We start from the raw sequence: 21,038 nt of genomic DNA on the forward strand, positions 1-21,038 counted from the left end.
GCCACTAGATTGCCACCTCTTTGAAAGTCATCTCTTCGCCAATAAAGGTAAAGTTAATATCCGCTAGCTCTCCTTCACGGTTTTTACGAATGGATAACTGCACAACGTGATCATCGTTGACTGATTCTGGTCGATGAAGGAATGCGACTACGTTAGAATCTTGTTCAATACTTCCCGATTCTCGTAAGTCGGATAGCACTGGTGTCTTATCGTTCCGATTTTCAATTCCACGAGATAATTGGGATAGGGCTACGATTGGGATGTTGAACTCGTTAGTTAGTCGCTTAAGCTCTCGTGTTACCTCGCCAACCTCGATGTAGCGTTCTTTAACGTTTGGAACTTTGACTAGCCCAATGTAATCAATAATTGCCATATACTTGCCTTGCTTTGCCCTAGACGCGTTTTTTCGAATCGTCTGGACTATTTCACCTAACGTTTCTAAACCGTCGTATACGCGCAATTTAGACGCTAATAATTGACTTGTAGACTGGTTAACCAACTTTTTAAGGATGCCATTTAGTTTGTCTGCGTTGGATCGCAATGTACTGCTTGAAACCCCGGTCATTCGAGACACGAAACGATTAAGCATTTCCTGTTTATTCATTTCAAGCGTGAAGAAATCGACTTCAACTTCTTTGTCATTTTTCATAGCTTGATAAGCTAGGTTTACAGAGAACGCTGTTTTACCTGTAGAAGGTCTAGCACCAATCGTTAACAGCATTGAGCCGTAGAGTCCTCCACCAAGTGACTTATCAAGTTGCGTAAACGTCTTAATTCCGCGTGGTTTGGGATGAGTTAAGGCGTCTGCTAACTCGGCAGCTGCTTCATCAAGTTTTCCGTCGTCTGTAGCTTCTAGCGTTTGATTCTTAGCTAAAATCTCCCGGATTTTTTCTTCATTTTCCGAAAATGGATTAGCTTGGTAATCTTTAATAGCTGAGCTTAGTTCACGTTTGTAAGCTAACTTCCTCATTAAACTAATGTCATTGTTAAGTTGGCTAACTGCTGGTGCTTCGTCCACAATCTGCTTAAATGTCCGAAAGTCCATGGCTTTTTTAGTCAATTGATTGTACTTACCATAAACATCTAATATGTCGTGGCCGGTTGTCTCTTTGATTGCTTTATAGATTAGTCGGTAGTCTTCGTAACCGAACCATTCTTCATTAAGTGCAACGGCTCCCACCTTTTCCGGGTGGTTCAGGAGGGAGCCAATTACTCCCCGTTCAATATCAGTGTTCATTTAATTTCTCCCTTGCTCGTTCTTCGATTTTTTTTAAGTGATTAGCCCTTTCGGCTTCAATCTCTTCAATGCTTTTACCTGCACGTTGACCATCGCTAGTAGTTGTAGTTGAAATGTTGCTACTCTTCGAATATCCATTTGCTTCGTTAAGATAATTACCAAAATGACTTGGTGCAAATATCGTTGTGATTCTTAGGTATGGATTCATCTTTGGATCGTCTTTCCATTGTTTGCTTTTGAACTCAACAACTTTGGCCAATTCAGATTTGGAATATCCTTCATTGATTCTTGCCCTTATGATTTTTCGATTGGATTCAACGTTTTTAAATCTCTTACCAGTCTTCTGATTGAACCATTCAATAAACTTCCCATAATCAACTTTTTCTTTCTGGTCGGACTTATTGTCCGACATATTATTGTTAGTCTCTGTAGTAGTCTCTGGTAGTCTATGGTATTGGTTGGGACTCTCAGTCCCATTCAGAAGGGGACTCTCAGTCCCACTCGTAGGGACTGCCAGTCCCTTTGGTTTTCCCAAATTGTCCAACGCTTCGTAATTAATTCTGTACCATTTGGTCTTATCGAAAACAGCTTTGTTATACACTCCAGTAATTAGCAAACCTTTTCTTTCTAAATCTTTTAAATAGCGTTGGATAGTTTTTTCCGAAATCCACGGAAACTGTTCATGCCAGTTAGAGACACTGTTATAGACCCATCTATAGCCGTCTTTAACTTTGTTAGATTTACTACACCAATAATGTATCTGCTGTAGCATGATTGCCTTATCAACGTTATCTAGTTCAACCGCCAACGACGGTAATACCTGCAGTGGTGGCTCACTGATTAGTAAATTGTTCATTTTGCTCACCCCTATAGTTTCCTTTAATTCCTAATCGTTTCAAATCTTCGACACTTAACTTGATGCCATCAACTGGCACGTGATATTTAGCGGCAAACTTAGCTGGCGTAATGCTTTCGATTTCACCATGATGCACTCTGCAAAGCGGTAGTACATGCCGTTTTGAATGGTCAACCTTGTTTCGGTTCGTTCGCCCGACCACGTCGACGTGGTGAATGTCAGCGTGTTCCCCACAAATCAGACAGACCCGATGTCTACAGCATTGATAAATGAAATAATGCTCTTCGCGTGGAAGTAGCTCATAGCCTTTCTTAAACGGCACATGCCACTCGAACATGAAATCGATAACTAGGTCTAGTAATGTGTTAGCATCGCTCACAGACGATTCTGTGGTGTCTGATAAGCTAATAGACTTACCTGCGGTATAAAACTCGTACTGGGTATAGAACATCGATTTTAAAAATTCACTCGGCACTACGAAATACGTTTCAATATCATGGAGTAGGGCGAAAAATAACCGTCGCTGTTGTACTCGTGCTTTCCGCGGGTCTGCTACCTCGAAATCAACGTAGAACTCGCCTTGACTGCCACTGACTGTCTCTAAATGATCTTGATTCAGTGGTATATCAAGATGAATTATCAAATCTCTGCCTCGTTGTTCCGCTCTAGCTCTTTGCATTTACATCACCTTAGAAAGGCAAACTATCGTCACCAATATCAATTGACTGCCCGCCATTAGCGAATGGATCTCCTGGCGTTGATGCTTGCCGTGCGTTATTTTGCTGGTTGCCTTTTGGCTTCGAATCTAACAACGAGAAGTTATCCGCTACAACCTCAGTTACATAAACTCGTTGTCCTTGTTGGTTTTCGTATGAACGGGTCTGAATCCGCCCTTCAATACCTACCAACGAACCTTTTTGTGTATACTTAGCGAAGTTTTCTGCTGCCTTACGCCACATTACGCAGTTAATGAAATCTGCTTCACGTTCACCCTGTGAGTTGGTAAACTGTCGGTTAACTGCCACGGTAAAACTAGCTACCGCATCACCTTTAGCTGTGTGGCGAAGCTCAACATCTTTAGTTAAACGTCCTATTAGTATTGTTCGATTAATCATGGTGTCCCTCCTGTATTTTGCTGACGTGGTCCAGTTGCTTGGTTACAAGTACGATCATCTGGTTAGCTGTCTCGTAATTTAAGTCATTGATATGGGCAACGTGCGCCTTACTTAGATACGCCGATTTAACTACGGTCTCTGGCTTACCAGTGGCAGTCGCCATTGTCTTGAATAATGCCGTTAGTGTTTCGTTTTGTTCGCTAGAAATTGGGTCAGGTTGTTTTTTGCTTTCAACATTTTTTTGAAACGAATCGGGATCCATATCGTCGGTGGCGATGTTGAAAAACTTGAGTAAGAAGTACTTTTCGCCGTATGTCAGTGCCTTACCGACGCCCTTTTCACCGGCGGTATCAACACCTTGCGCATACCATGGGCATTCAATTGTTTCTTCGGGATTATCAGTGTTGACCCACGTCATCGTCATAATTAATTCGGTAAAGTACACCACCGCGCCCTTCTTGTTCGAACTCGTCATTACATTTTTGCTCGTAATTCGAGGAATCAGCAGCACGCCTTCTTGATCCATTAATTCGTGGATCTGTCCCAATACGTCCGATGACCCGGCATAGCTGTATTGCGTTGAACGTTGCGATTTCTGCACATACTTTGCGCTAGCATGGATTGTCTGTAGTTTTTGGTACAATGTTTTAGGTTTAACCTCTTCTTTTGGTTCTGCTTTAGTCGTTGTCATTTAGTCCACCGCCTTAACTGATAACTTGTCTGGTTTTTGTCGTGCTACATAAGGGATTAGCGCTCCAGTTTCTGTGTCGACTAGTTGCCCGTTTTTTGATGGAACAAATCGACCTTCGGCAACCATGCGTTTAATTGCTGATAAGTTAGGCTCTTGTTTTACTAACGCTTCATCAATTCCAGAAAGTGACTGCACAATCTCTTTAGGCTTCGCATTGTTTGCTTTCGTGACTTGCCACCATGTTGGTTTGCTAGGATTGCTTTCGGTTCGAACATAGCGCCAAGTAGCGGTTTGTAGTTCTCTACCCTGAAATAAGTTAAGTTCCTCTTGCTCCACCGTGCTAATCTGGTCGCGAAGTTCGTCAATTTGAATGTTGATCCCTTCTTTATCGTGCTTTAATTTGCGCAATTTACGATCTAACTTGCTTCGTTTAGCTTCTAATTCGTCAATCTTCATTAGGTTCATCCCTTTCAAATAAAGCTTCGGTTTCTTTGTTTTCACGTTCTGTTTCCCAAGCTCTTTCTAAGCTTGCGCTTAACTGCTGATTGTTCATGTGTTATACTCCAATTGTTAAATTTATTTCTTTGCTCCAGTATTGTCGTTACCAATGAAGATGCTCTAATTATTATCTCGTCTATAGTTTTCAGCATCTTCGTATTCAACCGAGTGCTCCTCGCTACCGCAAATAGCGTCGAGTACTTTTTTAATTGGTTGATTAAAAACAAAAGGTTCGTAGCTATCACCAGTAAAAACATGTGTTTCATTTGGATTGTATTCAACCACTGCATTAATCCTATCTGTGTTGATGTACTTGCTATGATCAACTCGTACTAACTTCATTATTTCTCACCTCCTTACTCGAAAAATGAATTAAATCCAAAACGACCAAACATGTAGAACATCCCTGCTATTACCAACACTGCTATTGCGATTCTCATTACAATCCCTCCACCCATTTGTTTACTTTCGGCTTAATGTAATATGTTCGATTGAGATAAGACGGACTAATTACAGCCTCGTCTAGCCCACCGTATTCAACTGCCTTGTCTACCGTTGCCACTGAAAATCCTAGATATTCAGCAACCGTTTTTCGATCCATGAGCAACGGAAACTTATCGTCGCTCAAACGTTCCTTGTCCGCCATCTTTATCACCTCCTATCTAGTTGCTCCACCTTTTTTGATACTGTTGCATGACTTTGCGTCTCTCATAACTACTCTCCTAACGTTGTTTGCCCCGCTGGCACTTTACTCATCTCTTTAATGATTTGTACCGTTGCGGTAGATGGTTGCCAGTTATTGATGAATTCATTGGCTTTATCAAAGTCCTTTTGACGAAGTTGCGAACGTGTCTTAACGCCTGTGACCTCATTAATTCCTCGGTTGATATCTTTGTACAGTTTGCTACGTTGTGGAGCTGATAGAGCCAAGCCGTGCATATCAATGTATTCATAGACCTTTCTACTAATTCGTTTTGAAATATATGCATATTCCGTTGGATCTAGTCGCTGGTTATTCTTTAAGTAATCAACGTCGCTGTCGATTCGGTCTACTTTCTTATTGGTCTCTTCTGTGGCTTCAAACATCAATCTCAATACTTCCATTGGTGTTTTTGGTAATTGGATACGTTCTGCCTTAATGGTTTCTTCCATCTGGTTGAAAGCTTCAATGTATTTAATTTTGAATTTCAATGCCTTTTTACCGGTGAATCCCATCGCTAATAATGTGAATCCATCTCTATTCATGAAATAAATTCGACGGTCACGTCCGTATAAATCTGGTTCTGTACCTTCCGAAAACATCTCCTCAAAATTGAGGATATCTTTTTTTAGATTTTCGATATCTCTTAAAATATTGTCGTGTCGTTTTCCGAAAACTTCTGCTACTTGTAAGCTAGTTGTTACTGCTTGTTGGTCTTTCATAATTACTAAATCGTTCATTTTGTTTCCTCCTACTTGTGATACATCTTCAAAATTAAGATCAAATTAGCTGTATTAATTATCAAAGTTGCTCCTGTTATCAATGTCGTGAAGTTCTGCATAACCTTTCCTCCTAGATTCCAAATTCTTGGATGATTTTTAAAATCAGCTCATTAGGCTTCTTACCAGTCTTTCGGCCGTTCAAAACTTCGCCGAGATATTGCTTTGAAATCCCAAACACCTTTGCCATGCTTTCTCTCTCAATGTCATTTTCTTCAAGATACTTTTTAACCAATTCACGTCCATTTAACGTTTCCGGCATATTTACACCTCCTAAAACATTTTGGTAAGCAGATTAGTAAACTTTTTATTTAAAATGTATTGCTTATTTTATGCAAATGTTTTAATATCAATGTATAGCAAATAAGCGACACCGCGGTACTTGTTGCGTTGGGGAACGTGAAACCGTGATTCGTTTAGCTACAAATTAGATTACTGTTTTGCTTACTGATTAGCTTACAAGGAATACTTTAAACTATTTGCATAAAAATGTCAACTGTTTTTATACATTTATTTTAATGTATTTCTTTAGAATGGAGATAAATGCCGTCATGATAGTATTTGAGAGAATTAAAGAACTTGCCCAAAAACAAGGCAAGTCTATAAATGATGTTGAAAACGAACTTGGATATTCGCAAAATACGCTCTATCGTCTTAAACGAAGTAATCCAAGCGCAAAAAAATTAAAGGAAATTGCCGACTATTTTAAAGTGTCTACTGATTACTTACTAGGTAGAACTGACGATCCTAACTTGGATAGCTCTGATATGACCGAAAATCAAAAATTAATAGCCTACTCTATCGACCCTGATGTTTCTGATGAAGAGCGAGAGGCCATTATTAACATGGTTAAAGAAGCAATGAAATTCAGAAGAAGATTATAGTAGGACGTGATTTTATGGCTAGAACAGAATTAGAAATGATCGAAGATAGACATCCCGAATTAAAGTTTTGGGGGATTGAGGTTGATAGTCCTTCTTATCATGGTCATATCGAGGGTAACGATGTCTACATCAACACATTGCATGATTACATCGACTGGTTAAAGACTGCTCTGCACGAAACAGCCCACTTTGAAAACGACTCAGGTGATTTATCTAAAATTAATCATAGAAAAGCACTAGTTGCTGAGGGGTGGGCTACATACGAAGCCAAAAAGAATCTTAAAGAATTAATAAAATAATATTATCGACCAACAAACCTGATTGTCGTTAAAAGCTGTGTATTTGGGAGGATTAATTTATGAACAATTTTTTTACATTACTTTTGATACTGGCTCTGATTGCTATTTGGTATTTTATTAAGAAAAAGCCGGATAAAAAATACAGAAATATATCAATAGCTATTGCTATCATTTCTTTTTTAGGCTATGGAGTTTCTGATCGAAATAATACAACCACAACTGGTACTTCTTCAAAAACAGAAATAGCCTCTTCAAGTAAAAAAGAACATCAATCTTCAACAGATAAACAAAGGGATCATAAAGCAAAATCATCTAGTAAAACTGATAAATCCACAAAAGCAAATAAACCTAAAATATACAAAGGGTACACACCTGTAAATCAAAAGTTGGATTTAACCAACCTATCAAAAGCAAGCGATGAAACAATTATAGATAACGGAATAGACGTTTCAGTTACTGGAACCGTTGTTAGTGTAGGTATAATTAATAAAGATTTATATCAATTACTTATTTCGGTCCCTACTTCTGATCAATTATTTTTTGCTTCACCATCAAGACGTGAAGTCAACGGTACTATACATATTGGAGACAAAATTACAGTATACGGGTTATTAAACGGCCACGGAGAAGTTACAGAAAGTTCGGTTAAATCTGGAACTAGTAAATCATTCATAGGCAAAAAGACAACAATAATTATGGATGATCATGTTGTAATTAATTAACCCCAACGTCTAAAAAAAATAATTGACATTAAAAGCTGAACATATTTTTAGGAGGAGTTTCAGAAAATGAAAAAATCACTAACATTGGGAGTAGTACTTATATCATCAATTATATTAGCCGCTTGTGGGAACAAGAACTCGGATGTGGCTACTAATCATTCTAGCAGCTCATCAAAAGTGGAAAAAGCCACATCAAAAAAGACTGACCCATCTAAGCGTAAATGGACGTACAAAAATAATATTTTTGATGCGGGGATTGAAACTTATAAATTTACTAAAACTGAAATCCGTGATTCTGCTACCGAAGGTAAAAAAGTGTTGGTCATGTATTGCGATATAACTAACAACTCTAAAAAAGAACAAGACCCGTCTAATATCTACATGGTTGTTCACGCCTACCAAAAAACAGGCACAGCTGATAAGAATTTAAGTGTAGGAATGAATGCATACGATGACAACGGCAATGATCCACTGCAAAAATATAATGACGGTCTACAAGACAAATTATTAGCAGGCAAAACTACGCACGCAGCTATTATGTTTACTCTGGTTAATGACAATGATGTTACTGTTACATTCCAAAACCCAGAATTTAAGACTATTGGTAAGAAAGTTATCTCAGTTAAAGGACTAGGTGCATCTACTTCATCTAGTTCATCGAATGCATCAAGTGCGTCATCACAAGCAGCTCAAGCAAGTACTTCACAGAAAAGCAAACCTAGTGCTGCCCAAAGTTCTGCAACTGCCAATAGTCAAAAGCAGAATCAAGTTGCTGCTTCATTCAATCCTAATCAATCATTGACTGATTTTGTAAATGAACATGGCATGTCACCGGCAGCTTATAAGATGCAACATGACGGCATGTCCGAAAAAGAAGCTCTAGATTCAACTCCGCGCGGCATGAAAAGTTCCGGAGAAATTCAAATGCAAAACGAGTTAAACAAACAACAATAAATAAAAAAGCCGTATCCCCTTCCCGCCAAGAAATTGGATACGACTCAATCAACTGAACTACTCGAGGGGCAGCCCCTCTTCGTTTGTCTATTTTAGCATGTTGGACTGCCTCCAGAAAAGAGAACGGAGGTTCGCGTTATGGCGTCATTTGAAAAACGTGGAAAGAAATATAGAGCTGTTGTATCAGTAATGGATAACGGCGTACGTAGAAAGGTTTCAAAGACCTTCCCCACCAAAAAGGAAGCGACTGAGTGGGCTACCATTATGGAAGCCGATAAATTTCAAAACAAAAAAATTATTGCCTCTTCAATGACCTTTGCAGATTGGTTTAAGATGTGGATGGAAAATTATAAGAAGAGCGAAGTTAGAGAATCTACTTACGCTGCTTATAAAAGTGATTACAACGTAATTTTAAAATATTTTGGAAATACTACTTTAGCCGAATTAACATATCCATTGCTTCAATCTACATTGGACAAAATTGGAAAAAAGAAAAAGCAAGGATCTGTTGCAAATTTAGTAATTAAGATCCGTGCATCATTGAAAGAAGCGAAATATGAACAGTATATTAAATCCGACATTTATTCAAGATTAAAACCACATGGTATCCGAGTTGATAAAAAGGCTAATGTTTTATCTGCTACAGAGTTTGAAAAACTACAAAATTATCTTTATCAAAATTACCAAAATAATTTAGTGAACGGCGCTATTCTAGTTGCCCTTGAAACCGGAATGAGAATTGGCGAAATACTTGCCCTTAATTCGAAAGACGTTTCCGCTGCTTTTCAAACAATCGTTATAAACAAATCATTATCTCATGCCACTAGTAAGATAACACCTCCTAAAAATAAGCACTCAATCCGGACAATAAAAATAACTAAAGAATTAGCCAATGTAATTGAATCTTATGGATATCATGAACATAGAATATTCAATGTATCTTCAGATACAATTCGAAGGAACTTAGATGAAATTATTGAACTACTAAATCTAACTCCTATCACTACACACGGTTTAAGGCACTCACACGCCTCTTATTTGTTGTATAGAGGTATATCAATTAATTATGTTTCCGCACGCTTAGGACATGCTAATGTCTCGATTACTCAAAGGGTATATGCTCATATGCTCAAGGAAGAAAAACAAAGAGAGCAAGAAAGAGCAATGGAAATCTTATCAATGTCCCCAAATGTCCCCAAAAGAAGCCAAACCCCTTGATAAATCAAGGGTTACAAAACAATAAATAATTGTTCATCAATTACCGCGTATTTGATGGTGGTGCCACCAACGTCAAACGCCAAAAACTTTTTACTCATCTCGGGTTCCTCCAATTTAACCAGCATTCATGATAACGATTTCATATTACCATCCGTTTATTATTTTCACAATCTAAAAAAACAAAAATATTTTTTGTTACCGTCACAACAACGTTTTTTCGCCAAAATGAAAAAAATTACCGGATTTGGTTATTGCAATATTTTTTAACTCGAGTTATATTTACTGCGGCGGTTGAATTAGCAATTAACTATTACAAATTAATTTTTATTTCAGACCCTAGATTAAGTAGCGTTGTTTTTAAGAAATCAAATTTGATAAAAGTGAAGTGTCAGTATATGAAAAATAGATTTTTAGACGCTGTCAAAGGACAGTTAATCGTTTCTTGTCAGGCTTTACCAGATGAACCGCTCCACAGTTCCTTTATCATGGCTCGGATGGCACGGGCGGCTAAAATGGCCGGCGCAGCTGGTATTAGAGCAAATTCGGTAGTAGATATTCAAGCAATCCAAGACGAAACTGGTTTACCAATGATCGGAATCGCTAAAACCGACTACCCGGATTCTCCAGTATTCATCACCCCCACCATGAAAGAAATGCGGGCAGTTGCAGCTACCGGCGTTGAAGTAGTGGCTTGTCAAGTTACGGGACAACCTCGTCCGCACGACGAAAAGATTGCTGACATCGTCAAGCAATTTCGAGCTGAATTTCCCGACACCCTTTTGATGGCCGATACTGACATTATGGAAAATGCTCTCATGGCAGATGAATTAGGTTTTGACATTATTGGTACCACGATGCGCGGTTACACCCCCGCTTCAAAAGGATTAAACATTGCCGACGATGACTTTGCTTATCTCAAAGAACTCTTGCAAAAAGTTCACCATCCGGTGGTTGCTGAAGGAAAAATTGATACTCCAGCAAAGCTGAAACGGTGCATTGAATTAGGTTGTCATTCAGTAGTGGTTGGTGGCGCAATTACGCGACCGCTCGAAATTGCAAGTCGGTTTATTGACGCAATCAAATAATTACCAAAACTTGAAACGTGGCTAAAATTTAGGCGAAAGTGACCCTTAACTAAACGTTCCGGTTATTTTTAAATGGCTGGGAAAAAAATAAAGAAATGCTTTTCAAGGATGAAAAAATTGTTTTGACTTCAATAGCGGCAAAATACGTACCAAAAGCTAAAAGGCTTCCCGAGAACCCACAATTCTTAGGAAGTCTTTTTTAGTTTCCCGACTACTTTCGTCATTCCCGGATAAAAGCGTATAATTAAGGCTATTAGCATAGACCAATGAGGAGGTTCTCAATGAATATTCTTGAGGCGGTAGAACAAAAATATCCTTCGTTATCCAGGCAAGAGCGTAAAATTGCGTTAAAAGTAATCCAGCACCCTTCCCAGGTAAAAAAAATGAGCATCGGCATCCTCGCCAAAAAAGCTGAAGTTAGTACCGCGACGGTGACCCGGTTCGTTAAAAAAATGGGTTGCCAAGATTTTAGTGAATTTAAATTAGGCTTGGCAGAAGCAACGTCTACAATTACTGAGGACGTCGGCAATGCCCCGCTACCTGATCAGGTAACTAATTTTTATAACCAAATGATCACCGGAACCTGGAAAAAAATTAACCAAACTGCTTTAGACGAAGCCGTGCAATTAATCAAAAACGCCCCCCGAATTTTTGTGTTCGGCCTAGGTAGCTCGGGTTACAACGCCCAAGAACTATCCCAGCGGCTCCTGCGCATGGGGATCAACGCCTTTGCCCCAGCCGATAGTCATACGATGTACATCACCAGCAGTATTATGCAAAGTGACGATTTAGTAATCGTGCTTTCAGTTTCTGGAAACTCAGCGGAAGTCAACGAAGCTACTAAGCTAGCTAAAGAACACCAGCTCAAAGTTATTGCGATTACTGCTTTTGATGACAGCCCCCTAGCTACGATGAGCGATTGCAAACTATTTGTCCAGTACAGCGATTTTGTGGATAACACCCGCTTTATTAACTCCCAATTAGGGATTGTCTACGTAATTGACGTCTTGTCGACCATGCTGCTACACGACCCAGACTACAAGCAACATTACCAACAAACCGTAGAAGCAATTTTAAGTCGCAAATTGCGTTAATTAATTCATAACCACAAAAAAGGTAAGGAATTGAATTCGTAAATGAATTCTAGTTCCTTACCTTTTTAAATTTCAGCTAATTTTAATTTTGGCTAACCGTCATACTTCGGTCTACGCGGGAACGACCGGTCGTATAATCAAACCGCACTCCCGGTTGAACGTTCCAAATGAAAACGTTGAAGTTAAGGCTACCGTCCGTCGAAATTGCTTCCGAATGGTAGCCGATTGGCATCAAATCGTTGCCTTTAAATACCGTAGAAACCCGGTAAATCACCCGTTTGTTTTTCGCCAAAGCATCGCGTACCCGTTCTTCAAAAATCTGCATAGTTTGTTGGTTACTGAAGGCGGTCTGCGTAGCTAAGTTCTTGGGGTTGTCTAAGGAGCCTAATTTCCGAGGATTGAAGTTACCATTTTGGTCAAACTTGCCAGTTACCGAATAGGCTAATAAGTGGCCCCGGTTTTGAATTTCAACGCTACGTCCGTTGATTCGAACCCGTTTTTGATGCCAACCGGTAGGATTCCAAGTTTGGCTAGTCCGGGTACTTGATTTTACTAAATTAGCCCGGCTTAGGTATCCGGTTGCCTGAGTCGTCCGGTTCAAACGATCCAAATTACCATAATCAATCCGGTTGGTCTTCCAATCTTTCGGGTTTAACGTACTCCGGTTATGGTTGACATATATGTAAGCTGGATCCCCTGATTTAAACGTTAATTGCGACAACTGGCTGTCAGTCACGCTTTTCGTGGTCTGGGTATTTTGGGGCATTACTTGGTTAAGCAAGTTGTTCGTTACTTGATGAACGTCGTTACCTTTTAGAAACATCCCCAAAATGGCCACAATTAAAATTAACCACCAGTTATTAGAACTTCTTCTTTTCTTTCGTTTACTCATAATTCCCCCATTAATTTTAAAAACAAAAAAAGTTGGGGTTGGACACCTTAATCTTCCAGCCTCAACTTATTTTATTAAATTACTTTTTGGATTACTTTCTGAGCTTCAAGGCCAGCTCAATCGAACGATCCACCAGTACTGATTGGGAATCAACTACTGGATAAGAATGGTCGTGCGCCATTTCTTGAGCGTAAGAAAGTTCCGTGCAACCTAAGATAACTACTTGGGCGCCCCGTTCTTCCGTCATTAGCCGTAAAATCTGGTAGAACAATTGGGCATCCACTTTATTTTGGGCCTTAATATCTTCAAAAATTAACTTGCTTGTTAAGTCTTGAATTTCAGGAGTTGGCTTAACAACTTCGTAGCCTTCCGCAATTAATTCCCGATCGTAAATTCCATCCGTCGTGGTTCCCGGGGTGCCAATAATGCCAATCCGTTTAGCAGCTGGAAACTCTTTTTTAATTTGCTTAACCGTTTCACGCGGCATGTGCACGATTGGAATTTCAGTCGCCTTTTGCAAATCATCATAAAAATAATGAGCCGTGTTGCAAGCAATCACAAAAAAGGCTGGATTTAACCGGCTCTGTTGTTGAATATCTTCCAACAAGTCGGGATACGGGTTGGGCTGCGAGTGGTCCATTAAATAAGTGGAGCGATCCGGAACCGTAGCATGATTAACTAAAATGTAGTTTAAGTAATCTTGGTCCCGGTGCGCCGGCGTGCGGGCGTTCAACAACCGGATGTAGCTTTCGGTTGCGGGCGTGCCCATTCCCCCAATAATTGTGAAAAAGTCCTTCATTCCACTTACCCCTTATTTTCTTTAAAATACTTTCGGAAATTCTTGACGTAGTTATGGTTCATCCACCAAATTAAAAGACTGCGTTTGAAATTCATGTCTTCGTCATAAACGGCGGTAAATCCGTATTGATCGCGGTTAATCAAATCAAGTGCCGCCTTTTTTTCTTCATTATCCTTAGCATATTTCTTGAAGACCTTAACTGGCACACCTAGCCAAAGTTTCCGGTTTTCAATGACGTCGTTAGCATAAACCGGCTCCATATCTGCCAAAGTGTTGTTAACATAATCGTCAACCACCCAACGGGCCAAATTATATCCATTTAAGGTAACAAAGAAGCTACTCCGCCCTTGGCGAATGTTAATTTCAAATAGCTTGAACTTGCCATCACGGTGGTCATACTTCATATCAAAGTTTGCGTACCCAACGTAGTCAATACTTTCCAAGAATTTTTTAACGGTGTCGTAAATTTCTTGGTTAAATTCGGGCAAAATGGCCACGTAATTACCAATTGCGGATGGTGCCGGGTCTTCTAGCAACGGATGACCTAAACACATCATCTTTACCTGGTGATTTTGGTCAACGTAGGCGTTGAGCACCCGCATGTTACTATCGTCCCCCGGAATGAAATCTTGCAAAATCAAATCGGAAGTGTAGCCATTGTCGTAAATTTTAGCAATCACGTCGTCTAACTCGGCTTGGGACTGAATCCGGAAAGCTTTCTTCCGCCCTTCAAAATGAATATCCAACCATTCAACACTGTCGGCCGGTTTCAAAGCTACTGGGAAACCAAATGGTGAAGTGAACGTTTCACCACTTTCGTATTGGGCTTTCGTGATGAACTTGGTTGCCGGGTAAGGCAGATTATATTGATCACAAATTGAATAAAAACGTTCCTTATTGTTCAACTGTTTCAATAGGTCGTAATCAATGTATGGGCAAACAAAGGTCTGCGAAAGTTCTTCTTTATGCTTAGAAATTAATTCCGCGTAACCATCGCCCATTCCTAATAAGATTACTTTTTCATCCGAATCTTGGTACTTTTTAGCAATTTTCCGCATTGATTCGATAAATACCGGATCTTCAGAAAAACCAGGAATAATTTCAACGTTCACAATGTTAGTAAACCGGGTCGGTGCTAGCGTAGCACTAGCATAGGCCTGTACCCGTCTCCCCGTGATTTCATAAAAAGCACGGGTCATTCCGTAGGCGTTAAAGTCACTCCCTAAAAGAATTGGTGTAAAGTTGTTTACTGGTCTTTCCATTAACTGATTCCCCTTTTCACTTCTTGTGCAACGCCCATATCCGTTGGCCAAGGCGTGTCAACTCCCCGTACTTTTTGGTACGGATCTTCACCCTTCCCAGCTAGCACGACGATGTCATGAGGGCCGCTTTCTACAATTGCTTGGCGGATTGCTTCGCGCCGATCCAGCACTTGGTGAACTTCGACCGTTCCAGGTTCAATATGGGCCATAATTTGGGCAATGATGTCTTGTGGATCTTCAAATCCCGGATCATCCGTCGTTAAGTAAGCTACGTCAGCTTGTTCACTAAGGGCTTTTCCAAAGCCAGCCCGGCGTGAAATCCCCTTATCACCAGGACTTCCAACTACCACGATGGCCTTTCCGTCGTGATACTGGTGTTTAACAAATTTGAGTAACGCCCGTAAGCTCGCGTAGTTGTGCGCATAATCAACGAAAACGACGCCGTGTCCTGGAATTGCTAAATATTCCATCCGTCCTGGAATTACAATTTCACTTAACGGTTTTAATGCCGTGTCGCGGTCCGCACCCGCAAGTGCAGCCGCAATAATGGCGGCCGTCGCATTACTTTGGTTATAATCCCCAGCTACATTTAAGTCGTATTCTCCCGTAATTGCTAAAGCCGGCTTGGTGGAACTGGTAGCCGCAATCGTAAACCGATTATTAATTAAATCATCTTCCGCATTTTTGATGGTATAATCCACCCCACCATTGGCAGGATCTGCACTAAATAAGTAAATCTGCTTCGGATCCGTAGTAGCTTTTGCAGCTCCATATACGTCCTCAAAGCGATTAGTATCCGCATCAATAATGCACCTTTTAGAGTTCACCATCAACTGTAATTTGCAGTGGAGGTAATCTTCAAAATCTTTATGCTCATTGCGCCCAATGTGATCCGGCGTAATGTTGAGAAAAATTCCACAATCGTATTTCAAACCATAAACCCGGTCACGTAAGTACGCTTGTGACGATACTTCCATGACAAGGTACTTCATCCCATTATCCACGGCCTGACGCATATCGTGGAATAAATCCATCGATTCTGGCGTCGTTAAGTCTGACTTGAACTGATCCTCCGGTCGGGGACCTACAATCCGGTCAATGGTTGAAAACAGCGCCACTTGTTGCGGATACTGCTGGTTCAAAATTGCGTGGGCAAAGTACGCTGAACTAGTCTTCCCCTTCGTTCCGGTAATCCCAATGATAAACAAGTCATTTTGCGGAAATTCGTAGTAAGTAGCCGAAAGAACCGCCATGGCTCTCGTAACGTTGGTTACAATGATTGCAGTCATGCCGGTTCCTTCAGGATATTCGCGTTCCGCTACGTACGTGGTGGCCCCAGCTTCTCGAGCGGCTTTCAAATATGCTGGTTCAAAGTTTCCCTTACAAAAGAACATATCTCCAGGTCTTACTTTTCGTGAATCATAGGTAATTCCTGAATTGACAGTCGTCGTTGATGATTCAATTTTTTTCAATAGGTGATGTTCCGCAAGTACAGTTCTTACGGTACCTAATTCTAACTTCATCTGCTCATCCCCAACTAACTATTCTTGCGTTTTGTGTACTAATTCCACGGTCTTCGCAGTGGTATCTTCTGGGAAGTAAACTTCATACCAGAGGATGAACGTGTAAATCGTGAAGATCTTTTGCATACTGGATTTACCGTTAACGTGTTCTTCTAAGATGTGCATTAATGCTTCTGGTTTGAAGAACTTCTTCGCAACGTCTGAATTAAAGGCTTCTTCGATCCGCTTACGGTACTTATCTTCCTTAATCCAGTTGGCAATTGGGGATGGGAAGCCAAGTTTTTCCTTCTTTGCAACCCGTTCTGGTAGTTCAGCTTCAGCTGCTCGACGAAGGGAAACCTTGGTTTCATCCTTGTGAATCCGAGTCTTAATTGGCATGGTTGCGGCAAACTTAGCTACTTCCCGGTCAACTAACGGAGTCCGGACTTCAAGCGAGTTCGCCATGCTCATCCGGTCAGCCTTATGCAAGATATCAAATGGTAACCAAGTATTGATATCGAAATATTGCATTTGGGTCATTTCGTCCTTACCGCGCACCTCGTCAAAGATGTGTTGGGTGTAGGCACCTGAATCAACGTTGAGTTCAGGTTTAGCTAAGATTTCACTACGTTCTTGTTGGTTAAAGACGTAGTTAACCCGGTAGTAGCGTTCACTTAATGGTTGTGCCCCCCGCATTAAGAAGCGCCGACCGTGGAAACGTGGTAATCCTGAAACCATCTTAGCCAAGCCCGTCCGAATAAATTGCGGAACTAGTTTTTGATAGCGTTCGAAGGTGAAAGCTTCTAGGTAAGTGTTGTAACCACCAAAGAATTCATCGGCACCTTCCCCAGATAAGGCAACCTTAACGTTTTCCCGGGTTCCCTTGGAAAGGTAGAACAGTTGCATTGCCGATGGGTTAGATAGTGGTTCATCCATGTAGTACATGATGGTTGGTAAGATATCGAAGTAATCGTCGCCATCCATGTACAACGGCGTATTCTTTTGGTGAATTTCCTTCGCAAATTCGGTAGAGTAGCTCAATTCACTGTATTTGGAATCTTTAAACCCTAGCGAGAACGATTGAATTGGTTTCAATTTAGCGGCTTCCGCTAAAACATAACTTGAATCAATTCCGCTGGAAAGGAAGCTTCCCACTTCTACGTCGGCAATCATGTGAGCATCTACCGAATCCTTAACAATTTGCCGAATCTTTTTCGCATCGTCTTCCACCGTTTGGTTTTCGTCAATGTGATCGTAATTGAATTTGAAATAAGTGTGCGTTTCCGTCTTACCATTCTTGTGTAAGAAGTAAGTTCCTGGTAGCAACTTATAAACGTTGCGGAACATGGTTTCTTTTGACGGAATGAATTCAAAACTTAAGTGAATTGGCAACAATTCTTCGTTGAATTCCTTTTTAAAGTTTGGGTGATCCAAAAAGGCCTTGATTTCAGAAGCCCATAGGAAAGCATCCCCGTCATCATAGTAGTAAAGGGGTTTGATCCCAAAATGATCGCGCGCACCAAAAACTTCTTGCTTTTCAGCATCATAAATTACAAAAGCAAACATTCCGCGGAGCTTTTGTAAAAGTTCGGGGCCCCAAGCATCGTAACCATGGATCAATACTTCGGAGTCTACGTCGGTTTTGAACTCATAACCCAAGTCCTTTAGTTCTTGTCGAACCGTCTTGTAGTTATAAATTTCGCCGTTAAAGGTCAATACTTTAGTTTTAGTGTTATTTTGCATTGGTTGACGTCCGTGGGCGAGGTCGATAATTGATAACCGCCGAAAACCCATCGAAACGTGTTCATCTTGAAAATAAGCTTCATCATCCGGACCACGGTGTTTGATCCGGTCCGCCATTGATTTAATTGTGTCTTTATTGACATTAGTTTGGTTAACGTACCCAACAAATCCGCACATTTTGCAATCCCCTTTTATTCTTCAATCTGTCTATGTACTTATTTCCCTGTTTTTACATACACTTAATTTAAAAATGCCCGCATATGGGCGAAATATCATGTTTTCATCATATTCCAGTAATATATAACATTTTAGCAAAAATTGCATACCAATACTACTATCGTTAACTTTTCTTAACCGACTGCCCGGCTTTCTCCGGCACTTTCTTTGTCGCTTGAATTTTTAGTCAAAAAAATAAAGTGCTTTAGCCAGCTTCTACATCGACCAAAACACTTTAATTTAAATTATTTTGCACAAATTTTGTACATCCGTCACTTTAACACCTACCAATAAGGCTTATCTATGCCCGGAACAAGATTCGAACTTGCACATAGTTGCCTATACAGCGACCTGAACGCTGCGCGTCTGCCAATTCCGCCATCCGGGCTCAACAAATTAATTTTACACTAAACAACTATAAAAGTGAATAACTGATTTAAATCAATGAGGGATTATCATTTAATAAGTTTTAAATTATTTTCAACGTGTATATCATTAACAGTTCCAATCACTTTTCATGTATAATACAAATAAGCAAAAAAATAAGGTAGGTAATTGCTTATGGGGGAAATCCATCTTAACTGCATTGTCCGTTGCCGGTGTTCCACGGACTTAAAGCAGCCTTTTGTGGGGAAAGTTATCAAAATGGATGACGATGAGGCCGTTGTAACGATCCTTGAATATGATCCTTGCGAACGCTATGTGGCGTACGAAATCAACTACACTACTCGGGTAAAGCCGTGTGATTTACGCCCCGTGTCCATTAAAGTACACCGCTCGAAGTCAAACTAAATTTGACTCTTGCAAAATTAAAAAGTGAGGCCCATTTCGTTCTTTACGAAATCACCTCACTTTTTAACATTTTATCGGGTTCATTACTTTTACGAGTAGTCACCAATCAATTAACTGTTACTTATCAACTACTACTACCGTCCCGTAAGCATGTACCACCAAAAATTTAGGTGCACCGTTTAGTTCCACCACTTCACTGTTATACTTTAAGCCAATGATGCCATCACCACCACTCAACTCCGCTTTTTTCTTAATTTTCTCCTTGGATTCGTCAAACAATTGATCAAACATATTGTACTTATCAATATCTTCTGAAGACAGCATCAAACTAGCCGTTGCTTCAACCACGTCTTTAATTGTGTAACCAGCATTGATACCTGTTGTGGTAATAAACATTATTGTTCCTCCCGTTTTTTCGCAGCTTCTTTTTTTTGCTCTTCCACAAATTTTTTCATTCGTAATCTAACTTCGATTATGGTGGTAGTAATCATTGAAAATAAGAATCCAACTACCCAACTAATAACCAGTGGTGCGCCACTTAAATGAAAAAACTCGGTTGCAACAACTAAAATTACCGCCACCGCTAACGGCAACGTAATTCTTAATGACTTCATTTTTTTCTCTCCTTGCGTTGTTTACCATCGGTTAGATGCTTGGAAAAGTATTGTACATACCAGGATAAAATTATCCCGACAATCACAATGATAATTAATTTGTTCGTTTGGCTCAAATCAGATAACCAAGTTAAGACCATGATTATCGTTGACAGAATCAACAAAATCAAAGAAGTTCGATAATACGTTTTTTTCGGCATTTTAATCCCCCAAAATAAATTGATGAATGGCTTCCGCAACTCCGCTAGTGAAATCACCTTGGGTAACGTGCTTAGCCACCCGGCGAGCATCCGCAGTAGCATTCGCCACCACAACTGGCAAACCTACCTGGCTTAGCATGGCGATGTCGTTGTTATTATCCCCTAAAGCCATGATTTCATCTTTTTGAATTCCTAACCGTTTTGCTAATGCTAAGGTAGCCTTTCCCTTGTCTACGCCCCCAAGGTTAAATTCTGTATATCGATTTGAAGAAAAGGTGGCGTTCAAATCAAAGTCTACCTGGCCTAACACTTCCTTACGGATTGCTTCCCGCTTTTTTGGATCGTGGTTCATAGTAATAATTTTAACGATGGGTTGGCCCGCCAACGGTTCTAACGTTTTGTACGGGTACTCCTCAACCTTAACGCCTCGCCCGGTCATGTACGCAGTATCCTCAGGATCGGGATTGTATACGTAAACGTGGTTCAAAGTGTAAATGTGGGTAGCGTAGTCTAACCGTTGTTTGACCACGTCAAAAATTTGAGTTGCCTGAGTTGCCGACAATGCGTTAACTTGAAGTACTCGGCAATCTTTATTTTCCACAATCGCTCCGCCATTATAAGAAATTACGTATTCGTCCGGTTGATCGCGCAATCCCAATTGCTCTAGTAATGGCTGAACTGATTGAAATCCGCGTCCCGTGTTAGGCACAAATTTTACTCCTAATGCAGTAGCTTTTTTGATTGCTTGAATATTAACCTCTGAAACGCCAGTGGGGCCCACTAACGTTTCGTCTAAATCACTAACGACTAATTTTATCATAGTTTATCCTTCAATCCATTCGTTTACTTTAGACGCATAAGCATCTAAATAATATTATTTTTGGTT

The 21,038-nt window shown here is 40.3% G+C and carries 25 protein-coding genes and 1 tRNA gene; 7 read left to right on the forward strand and 19 right to left on the reverse strand.

The window, feature by feature from the left end; translation table 11 throughout:
- Positions 1 to 4: 4 nt before the first annotated feature.
- The 10 genes from I6H64_RS05635 to I6H64_RS05680 all read right to left on the reverse strand — a co-directional run bounded on the left by I6H64_RS05635 (position 5) and on the right by I6H64_RS05680 (position 6,138).
- Positions 5 to 1,237: a replicative DNA helicase gene (locus I6H64_RS05635; RefSeq protein WP_008842071.1), complete on the reverse strand. Its 1,233-nt coding sequence runs from the start codon at positions 1,235 to 1,237 to the stop codon at positions 5 to 7.
- The gene (locus I6H64_RS05640; RefSeq protein WP_008842072.1) at positions 1,227 to 2,093 is read right to left on the reverse strand and encodes a conserved phage C-terminal domain-containing protein; all 867 of its coding nucleotides are present in this window, start codon (positions 2,091 to 2,093) and stop codon (positions 1,227 to 1,229) included. The genes I6H64_RS05635 and I6H64_RS05640 overlap by 11 nt, the downstream gene beginning before the upstream one ends.
- Positions 2,071 to 2,772 carry a putative HNHc nuclease gene (locus I6H64_RS05645; protein WP_008842073.1) on the reverse strand — a complete coding sequence of 234 codons (702 nt, stop codon included), beginning with the start codon at positions 2,770 to 2,772 and terminating at the stop codon, positions 2,071 to 2,073. Before I6H64_RS05645 ends, I6H64_RS05640 begins: the two co-directional genes overlap by 23 nt.
- Before the next feature lie 10 nt (positions 2,773 to 2,782).
- Positions 2,783 to 3,208 (reverse strand): single-stranded DNA-binding protein, encoded by a 426-nt coding sequence (gene ssb, locus I6H64_RS05650; protein ID WP_008842074.1) that lies wholly within the window; start codon positions 3,206 to 3,208, stop codon positions 2,783 to 2,785.
- Positions 3,201 to 3,899: an ERF family protein gene (locus I6H64_RS05655; RefSeq protein WP_008842075.1), complete on the reverse strand. Its 699-nt coding sequence runs from the start codon at positions 3,897 to 3,899 to the stop codon at positions 3,201 to 3,203. Before I6H64_RS05655 ends, ssb begins: the two co-directional genes overlap by 8 nt.
- A complete protein-coding gene (locus I6H64_RS05660) occupies positions 3,900 to 4,355 on the reverse strand; it encodes a hypothetical protein (protein ID WP_036685680.1) in 456 nt (151 codons plus the stop codon).
- 162 nt (positions 4,356 to 4,517) lie between these two features.
- Positions 4,518 to 4,739, reverse strand: coding sequence for a hypothetical protein (locus I6H64_RS05665; protein ID WP_036685683.1), 222 nt, complete (start codon positions 4,737 to 4,739; stop codon positions 4,518 to 4,520).
- A gap of 97 nt (positions 4,740 to 4,836) precedes the next feature.
- On the reverse strand, positions 4,837 to 5,043 hold the full coding sequence (locus tag I6H64_RS05670; RefSeq protein ID WP_008842077.1) for a hypothetical protein: 207 nt from the start codon (positions 5,041 to 5,043) through the stop codon (positions 4,837 to 4,839).
- 68 nt (positions 5,044 to 5,111) lie between these two features.
- Positions 5,112 to 5,837 carry a Rha family transcriptional regulator gene (locus I6H64_RS05675; RefSeq protein ID WP_008842078.1) on the reverse strand — a complete coding sequence of 242 codons (726 nt, stop codon included), beginning with the start codon at positions 5,835 to 5,837 and terminating at the stop codon, positions 5,112 to 5,114.
- Between the two features lie 112 nt (positions 5,838 to 5,949).
- On the reverse strand, positions 5,950 to 6,138 hold the full coding sequence (locus I6H64_RS05680; protein WP_008842079.1) for a helix-turn-helix domain-containing protein: 189 nt from the start codon (positions 6,136 to 6,138) through the stop codon (positions 5,950 to 5,952).
- A gap of 289 nt (positions 6,139 to 6,427) precedes the next feature.
- On the opposite strand from I6H64_RS05680, the gene I6H64_RS05685 reads away from it, so the two are divergent.
- The 7 genes from I6H64_RS05685 (at position 6,428) to I6H64_RS05720 (ending at position 12,132) form a co-directional block, all read left to right on the forward strand.
- The gene (locus I6H64_RS05685; RefSeq protein ID WP_008842080.1) at positions 6,428 to 6,760 is read left to right on the forward strand and encodes a helix-turn-helix domain-containing protein; all 333 of its coding nucleotides are present in this window, start codon (positions 6,428 to 6,430) and stop codon (positions 6,758 to 6,760) included.
- A 14-nt stretch (positions 6,761 to 6,774) separates the two neighbouring features.
- Complete coding sequence (locus I6H64_RS05690) at positions 6,775 to 7,059, forward strand: hypothetical protein (RefSeq protein WP_008842081.1); 285 nt, start codon at positions 6,775 to 6,777, stop codon at positions 7,057 to 7,059.
- 59 nt (positions 7,060 to 7,118) lie between these two features.
- Positions 7,119 to 7,781 carry a hypothetical protein gene (locus I6H64_RS05695; protein WP_008842082.1) on the forward strand — a complete coding sequence of 221 codons (663 nt, stop codon included), beginning with the start codon at positions 7,119 to 7,121 and terminating at the stop codon, positions 7,779 to 7,781.
- A 66-nt stretch (positions 7,782 to 7,847) separates the two neighbouring features.
- Positions 7,848 to 8,735 carry a DUF5067 domain-containing protein gene (locus I6H64_RS10135; protein ID WP_066027433.1) on the forward strand — a complete coding sequence of 296 codons (888 nt, stop codon included), beginning with the start codon at positions 7,848 to 7,850 and terminating at the stop codon, positions 8,733 to 8,735.
- 138 nt (positions 8,736 to 8,873) lie between these two features.
- Positions 8,874 to 9,953 carry a tyrosine-type recombinase/integrase gene (locus tag I6H64_RS05705; RefSeq protein WP_008842084.1) on the forward strand — a complete coding sequence of 360 codons (1,080 nt, stop codon included), beginning with the start codon at positions 8,874 to 8,876 and terminating at the stop codon, positions 9,951 to 9,953.
- A 395-nt stretch (positions 9,954 to 10,348) separates the two neighbouring features.
- Positions 10,349 to 11,038 (forward strand): N-acetylmannosamine-6-phosphate 2-epimerase, encoded by a 690-nt coding sequence (locus I6H64_RS05715; RefSeq protein ID WP_008842223.1) that lies wholly within the window; start codon positions 10,349 to 10,351, stop codon positions 11,036 to 11,038.
- Positions 11,039 to 11,319: 281 nt separating this feature from the next.
- On the forward strand, positions 11,320 to 12,132 hold the full coding sequence (locus I6H64_RS05720) for a MurR/RpiR family transcriptional regulator (RefSeq protein WP_002830695.1): 813 nt from the start codon (positions 11,320 to 11,322) through the stop codon (positions 12,130 to 12,132).
- Between the two features lie 82 nt (positions 12,133 to 12,214).
- Here I6H64_RS05720 and I6H64_RS05725 read toward each other — a convergent pair whose 3' ends face one another.
- The 9 genes from I6H64_RS05725 to I6H64_RS05770 all read right to left on the reverse strand — a co-directional run bounded on the left by I6H64_RS05725 (position 12,215) and on the right by I6H64_RS05770 (position 20,972).
- Positions 12,215 to 13,024 carry a DNA/RNA non-specific endonuclease gene (locus I6H64_RS05725; protein ID WP_002830694.1) on the reverse strand — a complete coding sequence of 270 codons (810 nt, stop codon included), beginning with the start codon at positions 13,022 to 13,024 and terminating at the stop codon, positions 12,215 to 12,217.
- A gap of 91 nt (positions 13,025 to 13,115) precedes the next feature.
- Positions 13,116 to 13,823: an aspartate/glutamate racemase family protein gene (locus I6H64_RS05730; RefSeq protein WP_002830693.1), complete on the reverse strand. Its 708-nt coding sequence runs from the start codon at positions 13,821 to 13,823 to the stop codon at positions 13,116 to 13,118.
- 5 nt (positions 13,824 to 13,828) lie between these two features.
- Positions 13,829 to 15,085: a carboxylate--amine ligase gene (locus I6H64_RS05735; protein ID WP_008842222.1), complete on the reverse strand. Its 1,257-nt coding sequence runs from the start codon at positions 15,083 to 15,085 to the stop codon at positions 13,829 to 13,831.
- Positions 15,085 to 16,608 (reverse strand): UDP-N-acetylmuramoyl-L-alanyl-D-glutamate--2,6-diaminopimelate ligase, encoded by a 1,524-nt coding sequence (locus I6H64_RS05740; RefSeq protein WP_036685783.1) that lies wholly within the window; start codon positions 16,606 to 16,608, stop codon positions 15,085 to 15,087. Before I6H64_RS05740 ends, I6H64_RS05735 begins: the two co-directional genes overlap by 1 nt.
- Before the next feature lie 18 nt (positions 16,609 to 16,626).
- On the reverse strand, positions 16,627 to 18,507 hold the full coding sequence (gene asnB / locus I6H64_RS05745; protein ID WP_002830690.1) for an asparagine synthase (glutamine-hydrolyzing): 1,881 nt from the start codon (positions 18,505 to 18,507) through the stop codon (positions 16,627 to 16,629).
- 343 nt (positions 18,508 to 18,850) lie between these two features.
- Positions 18,851 to 18,934, reverse strand: a tRNA-Leu gene (locus I6H64_RS05750).
- Positions 18,935 to 19,455: 521 nt separating this feature from the next.
- On the reverse strand, positions 19,456 to 19,734 hold the full coding sequence (locus I6H64_RS05760; RefSeq protein ID WP_008842220.1) for a heavy metal-binding domain-containing protein: 279 nt from the start codon (positions 19,732 to 19,734) through the stop codon (positions 19,456 to 19,458).
- Entirely contained in the window at positions 19,734 to 19,952 is a 219-nt protein-coding gene (locus I6H64_RS05765; RefSeq protein ID WP_008842219.1) for a hypothetical protein, read from the reverse strand. The genes I6H64_RS05760 and I6H64_RS05765 overlap by 1 nt, the downstream gene beginning before the upstream one ends.
- A 201-nt stretch (positions 19,953 to 20,153) precedes the next feature.
- Positions 20,154 to 20,972, reverse strand: a complete 819-nt coding sequence (locus I6H64_RS05770) for a Cof-type HAD-IIB family hydrolase (protein WP_008842217.1) — start codon at positions 20,970 to 20,972, stop codon at positions 20,154 to 20,156.
- Positions 20,973 to 21,038: the final 66 nt, after the last annotated feature.

It is taken from the genome of Pediococcus acidilactici, assembly GCF_016127815.1.
GTDB classification, from domain to species: domain Bacteria; phylum Bacillota; class Bacilli; order Lactobacillales; family Lactobacillaceae; genus Pediococcus; species Pediococcus acidilactici.

Excerpts from the sequence above, each read along its gene's own strand:
- I6H64_RS05635 (WP_008842071.1), bottom strand. The coding sequence starts at position 1,237 with ATGAACACTGATATTGAACGGGGAGTAATTGGCTCCCTCCTGAACCAC.
- I6H64_RS05640 (WP_008842072.1), bottom strand. The coding sequence starts at position 2,093 with ATGAACAATTTACTAATCAGTGAGCCACCACTGCAGGTATTACCGTCG.
- I6H64_RS05645 (WP_008842073.1), bottom strand. The coding sequence starts at position 2,772 with ATGCAAAGAGCTAGAGCGGAACAACGAGGCAGAGATTTGATAATTCAT.
- ssb (WP_008842074.1), bottom strand. The coding sequence starts at position 3,208 with ATGATTAATCGAACAATACTAATAGGACGTTTAACTAAAGATGTTGAG.
- I6H64_RS05655 (WP_008842075.1), bottom strand. The coding sequence starts at position 3,899 with ATGACAACGACTAAAGCAGAACCAAAAGAAGAGGTTAAACCTAAAACA.
- I6H64_RS05660 (WP_036685680.1), bottom strand. The coding sequence starts at position 4,355 with ATGAAGATTGACGAATTAGAAGCTAAACGAAGCAAGTTAGATCGTAAA.
- I6H64_RS05665 (WP_036685683.1), bottom strand. The coding sequence starts at position 4,739 with ATGAAGTTAGTACGAGTTGATCATAGCAAGTACATCAACACAGATAGG.
- I6H64_RS05670 (WP_008842077.1), bottom strand. The coding sequence starts at position 5,043 with ATGGCGGACAAGGAACGTTTGAGCGACGATAAGTTTCCGTTGCTCATG.
- I6H64_RS05675 (WP_008842078.1), bottom strand. The coding sequence starts at position 5,837 with ATGAACGATTTAGTAATTATGAAAGACCAACAAGCAGTAACAACTAGC.
- I6H64_RS05680 (WP_008842079.1), bottom strand. The coding sequence starts at position 6,138 with ATGCCGGAAACGTTAAATGGACGTGAATTGGTTAAAAAGTATCTTGAA.
- I6H64_RS05685 (WP_008842080.1), top strand. The coding sequence starts at position 6,428 with ATGATAGTATTTGAGAGAATTAAAGAACTTGCCCAAAAACAAGGCAAG.
- I6H64_RS05690 (WP_008842081.1), top strand. The coding sequence starts at position 6,775 with ATGGCTAGAACAGAATTAGAAATGATCGAAGATAGACATCCCGAATTA.
- I6H64_RS05695 (WP_008842082.1), top strand. The coding sequence starts at position 7,119 with ATGAACAATTTTTTTACATTACTTTTGATACTGGCTCTGATTGCTATT.
- I6H64_RS10135 (WP_066027433.1), top strand. The coding sequence starts at position 7,848 with ATGAAAAAATCACTAACATTGGGAGTAGTACTTATATCATCAATTATA.
- I6H64_RS05705 (WP_008842084.1), top strand. The coding sequence starts at position 8,874 with ATGGCGTCATTTGAAAAACGTGGAAAGAAATATAGAGCTGTTGTATCA.
- I6H64_RS05715 (WP_008842223.1), top strand. The coding sequence starts at position 10,349 with ATGAAAAATAGATTTTTAGACGCTGTCAAAGGACAGTTAATCGTTTCT.
- I6H64_RS05720 (WP_002830695.1), top strand. The coding sequence starts at position 11,320 with ATGAATATTCTTGAGGCGGTAGAACAAAAATATCCTTCGTTATCCAGG.
- I6H64_RS05725 (WP_002830694.1), bottom strand. The coding sequence starts at position 13,024 with ATGAGTAAACGAAAGAAAAGAAGAAGTTCTAATAACTGGTGGTTAATT.
- I6H64_RS05730 (WP_002830693.1), bottom strand. The coding sequence starts at position 13,823 with ATGAAGGACTTTTTCACAATTATTGGGGGAATGGGCACGCCCGCAACC.
- I6H64_RS05735 (WP_008842222.1), bottom strand. The coding sequence starts at position 15,085 with ATGGAAAGACCAGTAAACAACTTTACACCAATTCTTTTAGGGAGTGAC.
- I6H64_RS05740 (WP_036685783.1), bottom strand. The coding sequence starts at position 16,608 with ATGAAGTTAGAATTAGGTACCGTAAGAACTGTACTTGCGGAACATCAC.
- asnB (WP_002830690.1), bottom strand. The coding sequence starts at position 18,507 with ATGTGCGGATTTGTTGGGTACGTTAACCAAACTAATGTCAATAAAGAC.
- I6H64_RS05760 (WP_008842220.1), bottom strand. The coding sequence starts at position 19,734 with ATGTTTATTACCACAACAGGTATCAATGCTGGTTACACAATTAAAGAC.
- I6H64_RS05765 (WP_008842219.1), bottom strand. The coding sequence starts at position 19,952 with ATGAAGTCATTAAGAATTACGTTGCCGTTAGCGGTGGCGGTAATTTTA.
- I6H64_RS05770 (WP_008842217.1), bottom strand. The coding sequence starts at position 20,972 with ATGATAAAATTAGTCGTTAGTGATTTAGACGAAACGTTAGTGGGCCCC.